This window comes from Edwardsiella piscicida, from assembly GCF_001896205.1.
Taxonomy (GTDB): Bacteria; Pseudomonadota; Gammaproteobacteria; order Enterobacterales; family Enterobacteriaceae; genus Edwardsiella; species Edwardsiella piscicida.
Genome location: NZ_MPNU01000001.1, coordinates 1,977,451 through 1,990,055, shown reverse-complemented (window position 1 = coordinate 1,990,055; position 12,605 = coordinate 1,977,451). Strand labels below are relative to the sequence as shown.

Genomic DNA, 12,605 nt, shown 5'->3' with positions numbered 1-12,605 from the left:
CCTGGTTAACGGTTAGCGCAGGGGACGGCCACCGTCGACCCCTATGGTACGACCGGTAATGAAACGACTATTCAACAGGAAGTCAATGGCATTGACAATCTCTTGTTCGCCTGCGGCAATTTTCATCAGCGACTTATCCAGCGCTTTTTGCCGATAGGCCTCATCATCCTGCGGATTGAACAGGATCAGCGCCGGGGCGATGGCGTTGACCTTGACCTCTGGCGCCAGCTTGCGGGCAAAGGAGCGCGTCATATTGTCCAGCGCGGCCTTGCCGGCGGCATAGGCGATATGGCTATCGCTGCCGCGCTCCACGACATAATCGGTCAAATGGATGATATCGGCGCCGGCGTCTCCCTGCCCACGCAGCAGCGGCTCTAGCAGCAGATTCAGCAGGTAGGGCGTGTGGACATGGATCTGCAGCATGGCATTGAGCGTCTGCTCCGGCGCTACGTCGGGGCGTTCGGCCTGCCAGGCGCTGGCGTTGTGTATCAGCGCCCGCAGGCGGGGCGTGATGCGCTGCACCCGCGCGGCGAAGTCATAGATCCCCTCCGTCGTCGAGAAGTCACTCTGTAGGCAGTGCGCCCCGGCCTGACGCAGCGAGGCCAGGGCAGGGTATTCACTGCGGTAGGCCACCAGTACGGGGATCTCTCTGGCAAGCAGGGAGAGGGCCAGCGCCAGTCCGACGCGGCGGGCGCCGCCGGTGATCACCACCGGCGGCATGGACAGCGTATCCATCTGCAATTTCCTTAACTGAAAAAGGTGTGCGACGGCACGATACCGTTACGGCTCAGCGTACCATCGGCGCGCGGGACATGTACCGCAAAGGTTAAAATTCGCCGGGCAATTATGCCATTTGCTATATATCAATGCCTATAGCGTTAATCGAGTGTAAATGAATATGGCACAATAGAGAAAGCCTCGACGTGCCAGATGATATGATCGTGGTGCTACTCATGTGCGCTGAGTCACAAAATGTTTAGCGCTACATACAGGATAGAAAAGGTTGTGCAAAAGGGATAACTATAATATTTCTCATTTTGTAAATAAAAATAAACAAGGCGTGGAGAATATGTCGTTATTTCTTTAAAAAAGTTTTCCCTATCGCTGTAATACATTTTGCCTATTGGAATATTTAAGTAAAATCAGTTAATTGCGCTTATTTTGCTTTTTCAACTATGTTAACTCGGTGATAATAAAAAACGCACCAGGTTAATCCAACGCTAAAATGTGATGTGGCTTTTGTATGTTTGCTGCCTGAGCCAGATGAGACGCCAACTTTATATTGAACTCTCCGCAATGAGTTGGAATAATAGCCCGACACCGCAGAAATAAAGCCACGCTGCTCATGGATGTTCTAAGCGTTGGCGTGATGCGATTGGGAGCCTGGAATATGTCTGATCTTTATCGGTCTGTCGGAAAACAAGAGCGGGTTTGTTTCGACTACACGCATTTTCTGTCCGCATCGTGTAATAAACGCTGGCGTTTCGTCGATGCCATTTGTGGGGTGATGCCGCTGTTCGGCATGGTGACCCGCGACACGGAGCAGAGCAAACGCAGCACCCAGAGCGCGCGGATCCGCCAGCTGGCGCTGCAGGTGCTCTCAACCCAGGTCAGCGATGAAACCAATATCCTGCGCCTGATTGAGCTGGTAAACCATCAGGGACTGCCGGAGATCGAGATCCAGCTGCCCTATGCGCTGGAAGAGTCCCAGCTGAGCGCGATCCGCGCCCAGTCCGTCATTCCAGTCCGCATTGAGCCGCGCGGCGAGCGGCTGCTGATCGCGCTGAAATAGCGACGAGAGGCGAGGCGCAAAGAGCGTCCTCAGGCTCATGGCCGTTCAGGCAAGGCGTCGTGGCGCACGCCGAAGCGAAAACCCGGATCCGCAGGCCCCCAGGGCGTGCGGATTTTTTTATCTCTTTCTCCAGCTTGGCAGGGGGCGGTTTATCGGCCGCCGCCAGGCTAGCGAGCCCGTCCAGAGACCGCCATATAACAAGGGCCGCAGCGCTATCCGCTGCGGCCCTTTACAACGTCTCACGAACCTCGCCGTCAGTGCAGCATAAACCAGCCGGCGGGCAGGGTTGCCATCAGGAGCAGGCAGATCCCGCTGCGCTCCAGCACGCTCATCCGCTGGCGATCGCACTGAGAACGACGCGCGTGCATAAAGACCAGTAGACCCGGCGCATACAGCAGCACCGACATCAGCAGGTGCGTCAGCCCAGAGGCGTAAAGTAGCCACAGGCCATAGGCGCAGGCCCCGATGGCCGCCAGCGTGATCCAGCGATCGCCTTTTTCCCGCGCGACCTTATACAGGAAGGCGCCGACCAAGAAGTAGGGAACCAGGATCATCTCGGAGGCGATGGTCAACAGGTTGTTGTAGTTTGCGCCGGTCGCCCAGATGATGATCAGCGTCACCTGCACCGCGCCGTTGGTCAGCCACAGCGAAGAGGCCGGCGCCTCTTTGGCATTCTGTTTCCCGAAGATTTTCGGGAAGGCCCCGTGCTGCGAGGCCAAGAACGGCACCTCTGCCGCCATGATGGTCCAGCTCAGGTAGGCGCCGCAGACGGAGATAATCAGTCCGCCGGCGATCACGATTTCGCCAATCGGGCCGATCATCTTCACCATCAGTCCTGCCATGGAGGGGTTGCGCATTTCCGCCAGCTCGGCGCGCGGCACCACGCCGAGGGAGAGCAGGGTTATCAACAGATAGACCACCAGCGCGGAGACGACGGCCAGCATCGTCGCCCGACCCACATCCCGCTTATGGCGGGCGCGGGCGGAGACCACGACGGCGCCTTCCACGCCAATAAAGACCCACAGGGTAAACAGCATGGTGTCCTTGACCTGCTCCCAGACCGGGACGCCCATCTTCAGCCCGGTAAAGTCGATCTTAAACGTATCCAGGCGGAAGGCGATGGCGGCCAGGACCACAAACAGCCCCAGCGGCAGCAGCTTGGCCAGCGTCGCGGCCAGGTTGATCCCCGCCGCGGTTTTAACCCCGCGCAGCACCATAAAGTGCACGACCCACAGCAGAATGGACTCGCCGATCACCGCCTGCCAGGTGTTCCCATCGCCAAACAGCGTCTGCTGCGGCGAATCGGTGAAAAAACTCAGGGCGGCAAACACGATGACCAGATAAGAGACGTTGGCGATCACGGCGCACAGCCAGTATCCCCAGGCCGAGCAAAAGCCCACCAGCTCGCCGAACCCCTCTTTGGCGTAGGTAAAGATACCGCCGTCCAGATCGGGGCGTAAGCGGGTCAACAGCAGCATGGCCAGCGCCAGAAACAGAATGCCGACGCCGGTAATCACCCAGCCGATCAATAGAGCCGCAGGGCTTGCCACATCCGCCATATTTTGCGGCAGGCTGAATACGCCGGCGCCGAGCATGGAGCTCAATACCAACGCCGTCAGGGCGGTAAGTCCGAGTTTTTTTTCCAAGGCAAAATCCAAAAATAGATGAATTAACCAATATTTTACATTTCTACGATGTAAAAACTGACGATGACGGGCTCAGCGGGGGCTAGCCGGTAAAAGTGGCGCCGATTGTACGAAGAGAGCGCCTGACGCGCAATGGAATACTATGCAATTTGAGTAAAAAATTATTCAAAAAATAGCGAGATTGGGCAGCGAAAAGGATAAAAAAACGGCCCCTCGGGGCCGTTCATCATACGGGCGGCGCTTATTTAAACAGATCGGCGCTGACGGTCAGGTTGCCGCCGCTCTGATTTTGCCACTGGCGGGTAATGTGGTAGTACTTGGCGCCCTTCGCCGCCGCACGCTTGGCGGCTTCCGTTGACATATCGGTCATGCTGTTAAAGCGACCGGTAAAGGTGATGGAGTCAAAGGGAACCATCTGGGCGGCGGTGGCATTGTTCAGCTCTTCGATTTTGGTTCCGTTGGGTAATGTTACAGTGTAACGGTGACCGGTAGAGGACTGCGTTTGCCAGAATTGGCCGACGTTGTTGCTCAGGGTAGAGGAGGAGGCAACGCCCGGGATCTCGACGCTAGCGGCCGCGGCACCGCCGGCGGCCAGCGCCGCGCGGCCTGCGTCAGAGTTGGCGGGGATCGCATCAGGGCTCTGCACCTGGCGCTTCGGCGCATCGGCTTTAAAGACGTAGGCGGTGATCGTCTGGTTGCCGCCGTTATTGGTGTCGATCTGACGCACGATATAAAACGCCGCGGCGTCTTTCTTCTTCGCGGCGCGGGCGACGGCGTCGTTTACCTCTGGCTGGCTGTTAAAGAAGCCGCTGACGGTCACGGTATCGAAAGGCTGCAGCGCAACGGCCTCTTGCTTCGGCAGCTCTTTAACCCCCTGGAAGGTACGGTAGCGCTGGCTCTTGTCGACGGTTTCCGCATCTTTCTTATAGACGTTAGCCACGACGCGCCAGTTGCCGCCGTCGTTGCTGGCGTTGGTATCCAGAATATAAAAATAGGCGGCGCCCAGCTGATCGGCCCGGCGAGAAACGGCATCCGCCGCCTCGCTGAGCATATTGAAGCGCCCGCTGATGGCGATTTGTTCGAAAGGCTTCAGCTCCGCGGCTTTTTGCGGCGTGAGTTCTTGGGCCGCCTGGACAGAAAATGCCGTGGCAGAGAGCAGGGCCGACGCAACGAGGGTGGTTTTCAGCTTCATATCAAAAAAATCCTTTACGCCTTATAAGGTTGTTTTGGTTAGCGGCAGAAGCCTACACCGGGGCGTCCGGCTTTTGCCAAACCTTGCCGCGATTGACAATGACAGCACATAATAATGCGCCAGATTATTACACGTAATGCCGCCCCTTGCCTCAGGATTTTATGCGATAAATGCGCCAGCCCACTGTTATTGCCGCGGCTGGCATCCCCCCAGATGGGCGATGGGCAATCCGCCTGGCCGCCGGCCAGCATTTCTGTCCGCGGTGATAACTCGGCTGATAATTAATTGATTTCACTTTTCCTTTTTTAAATCACCGCCACATCCTTCCCGTGGGCTCGCGCATAAACCGCCGTAAATCAGGCATTCGCGGTTATCGCCATGACAAATGCGAAAGTTTTGCCGCTTTTGGCAGCGGACGTGACGATCAGTAGTGGATCGGCGCACCTGTTTTCAGTAGTTTATAGCAAGCTATCAGCAACTTTCGCTAACAGCATACAAGGTCATCGCAGGGTATGGATGACGCTCATCTTATTGACAGGTGAAAAGGGACGATTATGCGTATTGGTGTACCAAAAGAGCGGTTGGCCAATGAAGCCCGCGTAGCGGCGACGCCGAAAACGGTAGAGCAGCTGCTAAAGCTGGGTTTCACGGTGGCAATCGAAAGCGGCGCAGGAAAACTGGCCAGCTTTGAGGATGCAGCCTATCAGCAGGCCGGCGCCGAGGTGGTTGAACTTGACGAGGTTTGGCAGTCTGACGTGATATTAAAGGTCAACGCGCCGGATGATGATGAAATTGCCCGCATTAAGGCAGGCGCTACCCTGATAAGCTTTATCTGGCCGGCGCAGAACCAGGCGCTGTTGGAGAAGCTGGCCGAGCGTCAGGTCACGGTGATGGCGATGGATTCGGTGCCGCGTATTTCGCGTGCCCAGTCGATGGACGCCCTCAGCTCCATGGCAAACATCGCCGGTTACCGGGCCATCGTGGAGGCGGCTCATGAATTTGGCCGCTTCTTTACCGGTCAGATCACGGCGGCGGGTAAGGTGCCGCCGGCGAAGGTGATGGTGATCGGCGCCGGCGTTGCCGGTCTGGCCGCCATCGGCGCTGCCGGTAGCCTCGGCGCCATCGTTCGCGCCTTCGATACCCGTCCAGAAGTCAAAGAGCAGGTGCAGAGTATGGGCGCCGAGTTTCTGGAGCTGGACTTTGAAGAAGAGGCCGGCAGCGGCGACGGCTATGCCAAAGTGATGTCGGAGGCCTTTATCAAGGCCGAGATGGCGCTGTTCGCCGCCCAGGCGCAGGAGGTGGATATCATCGTCACCACGGCGCTGATCCCGGGGAAACCGGCGCCGCGCCTGATCACCAAAGAGATGGTCGCCACCATGAAGCCGGGCAGCGTGATCGTCGATCTGGCGGCGCAGACCGGCGGCAACTGCGAGCTGACGCAGGCCGATCGGGTCGTGACCACGGAAAACGGCGTCAAGATCATCGGCTATACCGATCTGCCGAGCCGTCTGCCGACCCAGTCATCCCAGCTGTATGCTACCAACCAGGTCAATCTGCTCAAGCTGCTGTGCAAAGAGAAAGATGGCACCCTTAACGTGGACTTTGAGGATGTGATCATCCGCGGGGTGACCGTGGTGCGGACGGGAGAGATCACCTGGCCGGCGCCGCCGATCAAGGTTTCCGCTCAGCCGCAGGCCGCCAAGGCAGAGCCGGTGACCGCCCCCGTGTCCAAGCCGACGTCGCCGCTGAAGAAGTACCTTCTGATGGCCCTGGCCATCGTGCTGTTCGGCTGGATGGCCAGCGTGGCGCCGAAGGAGTTCCTATCGCACTTCACCGTGTTTGCGCTCTCCTGCGTGGTGGGCTACTACGTGGTCTGGAACGTCAGCCATGCGCTGCATACGCCGCTGATGTCGGTCACTAATGCCATCTCCGGCATTATTGTCGTCGGTGCGCTGCTGCAGATTGGGCACGGCGGTTGGATCACGTTCTTTGCTTTTATTGCGGTGCTGATCGCCAGTATCAATATTTTCGGTGGTTTCACCGTCACCCAGCGCATGCTGAAAATGTTTCGTAAAAACTGAGGGAGGTAACAAATGTCTGGAGGATTAGTCACCGCAGCATACATTGTTGCCGCCATCCTGTTTATTTTTAGTCTGGCCGGGCTGTCCAAGCACGAGACGTCCAAGCAGGGTAATACCTTTGGCATGGTCGGTATGGCCATTGCGCTGATCGCTACCATCTGTGGTCCCGACGCCGGCAGCATCGGCTGGATCATCGTGGCGATGGTGATCGGCGGCGCGATCGGCATGCATCTGGCGCGTAAGGTCGAGATGACCGAAATGCCGGAGCTGGTCGCTATTCTGCATAGCTTCGTCGGTCTGGCAGCGGTTCTGGTGGGCTACAACAGCTACATCGAGCATCAGCCGGGCAGCATGGAGGCGGTGCTGGAAAATATCCACCTGGTCGAGGTGTTCCTGGGGATCTTCATCGGGGCCGTCACCTTTACCGGCTCTATCGTCGCCTTTGGCAAACTGCGCGGGATTATCTCATCCAAGCCGCTGATGCTGCCGCATCGTCACAAGCTGAATTTGGCGGCGCTGGTCGTCTCGTTCCTGCTGATGCTGTGGTTCGTCAATACCGGCTCCAGCGTGGCGCAGGTGTTTGCCCTGCTGCTGATGACGCTCATTGCGCTGGCCTTTGGCTGGCACCTGGTGGCCTCTATCGGTGGCGCGGATATGCCGGTGGTGGTTTCCATGCTGAACTCCTACTCCGGCTGGGCGGCGGCGGCGGCGGGCTTTATGCTGAGCAACGATCTGCTGATCGTAACCGGTGCCTTGGTCGGTTCGTCCGGTGCCATTCTGTCTTACATTATGTGTAAAGCGATGAACCGCTCCTTTATCAGCGTGATCGCCGGTGGCTTCGGCACCGACGGCTCATCCACCGGTGATGAGGGCGAAATGGGCGAATACCGCGAGGCCAGCGCGGAAGAGGTGGCCGACATGCTGAAGAACTCCTCAACCGTGATCATCACGCCGGGGTATGGCATGGCCGTAGCGCAGGCGCAGTATCCGGTCGCGGAAATCACTCAGAAGCTGCGCGATCGCGGGATCAAGGTACGCTTTGGTATCCACCCGGTGGCGGGGCGTCTGCCCGGCCACATGAACGTTCTGCTGGCAGAGGCCAAGGTGCCGTACGATGTGGTGCTGGAGATGGATGAGATCAACGATGATTTCGTTGATACCGATACGGTACTGGTGATCGGCGCCAACGACACGGTCAACCCGGCGGCCATGGAAGATCCGCGCAGCCCGATCGCCGGGATGCCGGTGCTGGAAGTATGGAAGGCCCAGAATGTCATCGTGTTTAAGCGTTCCATGAATACCGGCTATGCCGGGGTGCAAAACCCGCTGTTCTTTAAAGAAAATACGCAGATGCTGTTCGGCGATGCCAAAGACAGCGTCGAGGCCATCCTGCGCGCCCTGTAACGCGGCGTCGGGATAAAAACGCAAGCGCCCCGCAGTGGGGCGCTTTTTTCATTTTAGGGCGAGGCGCAGTCTACTTACTCATCGTCGTGCTCATCTTCGCTGTCTACCTCCAGCGGCGAGGCGTAGCCGTCCGGCTTAATCGCCAGTAGGTCGCATTTCAGATGATCGATCACATGTTCCGCCGTATTGCCGATAAACGCCGCGGAAATACCGGTGCGCCCCAGGGTGCCGAGCACCACCACGCCGGCATTGAGCCGGGCGGCAACCGCGGGGATCACATCCTCCGGCAGTCCTTTCTCTACGTGGGTTTGCGTCTCTGGGATCGAAAACTTCTGCCGCAGCGCCTTCATGGCCACCAGATGCTGGCCGCGAATGGCCTCGTTGTAGATACGCGGATCAAAGTCTGGAATTTCGATAGCGGCATTGATGGGCGTCACCGGATAGGCCGCCACCAGATGAACCGTGGTCTGGTTCACCTTCTCCGCCAGCGCCAGCGTCTCCCGCACCAGCTTGATATTCAGCGGATCGTGATAGGGTTCCTCGCTGGAGAGGTTCACCGCAACCAGCGCTACGCCATTCTCCGGCCAGGGCTGATCCTTCACCATCCATACCGGGCAGGGGCATTTACGCAGCAGATGCCAGTCGGTGGGGGTAAAAATGACCGACTCCAGCCGATCGTGCTGATGGGCCATCTTCAGCAGCAGATCGTGACCGCCGCGGATCACCTCCTGGATGATGGCCTCGAACGGGCGATTATGCCAGATCACCTTAATCTCAATGGAGATCCCCGCCTCAAGGTAGTAGTGGCACTGCTCGCGGATCCAGGCGGTGCGCTGGCTGACGACGCCTTGGCGCATGGTCACCCGCTCGCTGGGCGACAGCAGGGTCGTCATCTCATAGGAGAGATCGTAGATAGGCAAAAATGCCAGGATCTGGCCGCCGTTACGCTGCACCAGGTATACCGCGCGCCGCAGCGCAGGCTGATCGTTTTGGTTCGGATCGATAGCCACCAGTATTTTCTGATATTGGGCCATATGGACTCTCCTTACTGCCTCATCATTAACGTGTTTTTACGCGAACTTCACCATTCACCATACAATAGAATAGATAAGGAAAATGCCGACGAGCAACAAATCAGAAAATATAATCGAGGGAGGCGTGGGCAGGGAGGGTGACACTAAAAAACGGCCCGCAGGCCGTCTTCTTTATTCGCAGCGGGCGTTCATTCGCCGCAGGGCGTACGCGGATTACCGGCCAGATGGGCCAACGCATCAATATCTTGAATCGTAATATATTTACCCTTTACGCTGAGAATATCGCTTTTCTGAAAGCGGCCCAGCAGGCGGCTGATGGTCTCGACCGTCAGGCCAAGATAATTCCCGATATCGCCGCGAGTCATGGTCAGGCGGAATTCACGCGGTGAGAAGCCGCGCTGGGCAAAGCGCCGCGACAGGTTATAGATAAAGGCGGCCAGACGCTCTTCGGCATTCTTCTTGGAGAGCAGCAGGATCATGTCCTGATCGCCCTTAATTTCGCCGCTCATCAGGCGCATCATCTGCTGACGCAGGCTGGGCATTTTACCGGACAGATCGTCCAGCGTTTCAAAGGGGATCTCGCACACCATGGAGGTTTCCAGCGCCTGGGCAAAGCTGGGGTGCATCTGCGCGCCGATGGCGTCAAACCCCACCAGATCGCCCGCCAGGTGAAACGCCGTGATCTGCTCGTCGCCCTGTTCGGTGATGGTATAACTCTTAATGGTTCCGGAGCGGATCGCGTACAGCGACTTCAGTTCATCCCCCGCCTTAAACAGCGCCTGACCTTTCTGAATCGGCTTTTTACGCTCAATGATGTTGTCGAGCTGATCCAGCTCATGCTCATTAAGCGTAAACGGGATACACAGCTGGCTGATGCTGCAATCCTGACAGTGGATCGCACAACCACCAGACTGGATACGACGAATGACACGTTTTTCCGGAATCATAGGTGTTGCCTAAATAATATTGATATCGGTCAATTTTAACATCTTTTATGGGGGATAATAAACCCTATTGTTGATCCAGATGTGGGGATGCGAATTAAGGCACGTTTCGTGTATAAGCTGTGATGTATAGCACATTATTTATTGGTGACATTGTCACGATAATATGGTTGGCACCATTAATTATGTTAGCGCTATGATTTTTCCTGTTGATGTCGTGTTAGCCGCGGCGGGAATGACGGCGTAAAAATAAGCACAAAGCGAGGCAGCACGGGGCTTGGCGGGGAGAGAACAATCGGAGCGGAAATTAAAAATTACAGCGCGGGCAAGAATAAAATCACACAAATAAATAAAACAACGCAGCGCCATTTAAGTAAGTAATCCGTTTATAATAGCACGATGGGGCGCCGAGAAAATAGCGCGCCGGCGAGCCCGGCGGCGGCCGGCGCGGCGACGCGGATAAGAAATTCACCCCGCGAGCCTTGTAACTGTGCCCGGCGCGACTACAATAGCGCCGTTTCAGCGACTAACCACGGTAACCGCATGCGCCAACCCACACACAAGCTTGAACTCCTCAGTCCCGCCCGCGAGGCGGCCATCGGTCGTGAGGCCATTCTGCACGGCGCCGATGCAGTTTATATCGGTGGACCCAGCTTTGGCGCGCGCCATAACGCCGGTAACTCCCTGAGTGATATTGCCGCCCTGAGCGATTTTGCCCACCGCTACGGTGCTAAAATCTTCGTTACGCTCAATACCATACTGCACGATAATGAGCTGGAGCCGGCGCGCCGTCTGATCCACCGTCTCTACGACGCCGGCGTGGATGCACTGATCGTGCAGGACATGGGGATCCTGCAAATGGACATTCCCCCCATCGATCTGCATGCCAGCACCCAGTGCGATATTCGTAGCGTGGAGAAGGCGCGCTTCCTGTCCGAGGTCGGTTTTTCCCAGATCGTGCTGGCCCGCGAGCTGAGTCTGCCGCAGATTGCCGCCATCCGCGACAGTATCGATGCCAATATCGAATTCTTCATTCACGGCGCGCTGTGCGTCGCCTATTCCGGGCAGTGCTATATCTCTCATGCCCAGACCGGGCGTAGCGCTAACCGCGGCGACTGCTCCCAGGCCTGTCGTTTACCCTATACCCTGAAGGATGAGCAGGGGCGCGTCGTCGCCTATGAAAAGCATCTGCTGTCGCTCAAGGATAACGACCAAAGCGACAACCTAACGGCGCTGATTGATGCCGGCGTGCGCTCCTTTAAGATTGAGGGGCGCTACAAAGATATGAGCTATGTGAAAAATATCACGGCCTACTATCGCCAGCGGCTGGATGCCATTCTGGAGCAGCGGCCAGCGCTGTGCCGTGCCTCCCTTGGGCGTACCCGCCACTTTTTTACGCCGTCGCCGGACAAGACCTTTCACCGCGGCAGCACCGACTACTTTGTGCGCGAGCGACAAATGGATATCGGCGCGTTTGAGTCGCCTAAATTTATCGGGGTTCCTATCGGTGAGGTCACCGCCGTTGCCGCCGAGCACCTGGATGTCAGCGTCAGCGAGACGCTGCACAACGGCGATGGGCTGAACGTGCAGGTGAAGCGAGACATCGTTGGGCTGCGCGCCAATACCGTAGAGGCGCGGGGCGAAGGGCGCTATCGCATCTGGCCTAACGAAATGCCGCCGGCGCTGGCGACGCTGCGGTTGCCTCATCCCTTGAACCGTAATCTGGACCACGACTGGCAGCAGGCGCTGCTGAAAAACTCCAGCGAGCGCCGCGTCGGCCTGAAGCTGCATTTAAGCGGCTCGGCCCAGCGTCTGCAGCTGACGGTCACCAGCGAAGACGGCGTCAGCGTTAGCCAGTCTCTGGAGGGCCACTTTGAACCGGCGCGCCAGGCCGAGCGGGCGCTGCAGGGGCTGCGCGAGGGGCTAAGCAAGCTGGGGCAAACCCTGTATCAGGCCGATGAGGTCGAGATTGCGCTGGCCGAGCCCTATTTTGTTCCCAACAGCCAGTTGAACCAGCTGCGCCGCGAAGCCATCGAGCAGCTGGATCAGGTCCGAGCTCGCCAGGACAATCGTCTGCGGCGCCGGGCCGCGCTAACGCCGCAGTACCCGCAGAGCCATCTGACCTACTTAGACAATGTGTATAACCGCCTGGCCCGTGAGTTTTATCACCAGCATGGCGTCACCCTGATCGACGCCGCCTATGAGGCGCACGCGGAGAAGGGCGAGGTTCCGGTGATGATCACCAAGCATTGCCTGCGCTTTGCGTTTAACCTCTGTCCAAAGCAGGCTAAAGGGATCCAGGGCGTTAAGGGAAGGGCGTCGCCAATGCAGTTGGTGTATCAGGATGAGCTACTGACGCTGAAATTTGACTGCAAACACTGTGAAATGCAGGTGATTGGCAAGATTAAACCCCACGTGCTTAAAATGGCGCTGCCGGGCAGCGTATTGGGAGCCATTACACCGGATGAGTTGCTAAAAACGCTGCCTGGAAAGCAAAGATAATTCTAAAATA

9 protein-coding genes are annotated in these 12,605 nt (G+C 57.5%); 4 read left to right on the top strand and 5 right to left on the bottom strand.

The window, feature by feature from the left end:
- Nucleotides 1–12 precede the first annotated feature (12 nt).
- Nucleotides 13–735, bottom strand: coding sequence for a dihydromonapterin reductase (gene folM, locus BRD58_RS09165; protein ID WP_012848593.1), 723 nt, complete (start codon nucleotides 733–735; stop codon nucleotides 13–15).
- A gap of 655 nt (nucleotides 736–1,390) precedes the next feature.
- Between folM and BRD58_RS09160 the strand changes: the two genes are divergently transcribed.
- The gene (locus BRD58_RS09160) at nucleotides 1,391–1,792 is read left to right on the top strand and encodes a preprotein translocase subunit SecD family protein (protein WP_034168070.1); all 402 of its coding nucleotides are present in this window, start codon (nucleotides 1,391–1,393) and stop codon (nucleotides 1,790–1,792) included.
- Between the two features lie 254 nt (nucleotides 1,793–2,046).
- Here BRD58_RS09160 and BRD58_RS09155 read toward each other — a convergent pair whose 3' ends face one another.
- Both BRD58_RS09155 and ydgH read right to left on the bottom strand, forming a co-directional pair.
- Nucleotides 2,047–3,438, bottom strand: coding sequence for an amino acid permease (locus BRD58_RS09155; RefSeq protein ID WP_012848590.1), 1,392 nt, complete (start codon nucleotides 3,436–3,438; stop codon nucleotides 2,047–2,049).
- 241 nt (nucleotides 3,439–3,679) lie between these two features.
- Nucleotides 3,680–4,630: a DUF1471 family protein YdgH gene (ydgH, locus tag BRD58_RS09150; RefSeq protein ID WP_012848589.1), complete on the bottom strand. Its 951-nt coding sequence runs from the start codon at nucleotides 4,628–4,630 to the stop codon at nucleotides 3,680–3,682.
- A 554-nt stretch (nucleotides 4,631–5,184) separates the two neighbouring features.
- Here ydgH and pntA point away from each other — a divergent pair.
- Together pntA and pntB are read left to right on the top strand one after the other, a co-directional pair.
- Nucleotides 5,185–6,711, top strand: a complete 1,527-nt coding sequence (gene pntA, locus BRD58_RS09145) for a Re/Si-specific NAD(P)(+) transhydrogenase subunit alpha (protein ID WP_073382446.1) — start codon at nucleotides 5,185–5,187, stop codon at nucleotides 6,709–6,711.
- Nucleotides 6,712–6,723: 12 nt separating this feature from the next.
- A complete protein-coding gene (pntB, locus tag BRD58_RS09140; protein WP_012848587.1) occupies nucleotides 6,724–8,115 on the top strand; it encodes a Re/Si-specific NAD(P)(+) transhydrogenase subunit beta in 1,392 nt (463 codons plus the stop codon).
- Nucleotides 8,116–8,189: 74 nt separating this feature from the next.
- Here the strand turns inward: pntB and uspE are convergent, their stop codons facing one another.
- Both uspE and BRD58_RS09130 read right to left on the bottom strand, forming a co-directional pair.
- Nucleotides 8,190–9,149: a universal stress protein UspE gene (uspE, locus tag BRD58_RS09135; RefSeq protein ID WP_015461497.1), complete on the bottom strand. Its 960-nt coding sequence runs from the start codon at nucleotides 9,147–9,149 to the stop codon at nucleotides 8,190–8,192.
- 188 nt (nucleotides 9,150–9,337) lie between these two features.
- Nucleotides 9,338–10,096 carry an FNR family transcription factor gene (locus tag BRD58_RS09130; protein ID WP_012848584.1) on the bottom strand — a complete coding sequence of 253 codons (759 nt, stop codon included), beginning with the start codon at nucleotides 10,094–10,096 and terminating at the stop codon, nucleotides 9,338–9,340.
- A gap of 540 nt (nucleotides 10,097–10,636) precedes the next feature.
- On the opposite strand from BRD58_RS09130, the gene BRD58_RS09125 reads away from it, so the two are divergent.
- Nucleotides 10,637–12,595 carry a peptidase U32 family protein gene (locus BRD58_RS09125; protein WP_034168071.1) on the top strand — a complete coding sequence of 653 codons (1,959 nt, stop codon included), beginning with the start codon at nucleotides 10,637–10,639 and terminating at the stop codon, nucleotides 12,593–12,595.
- Nucleotides 12,596–12,605 lie beyond the last annotated feature (10 nt).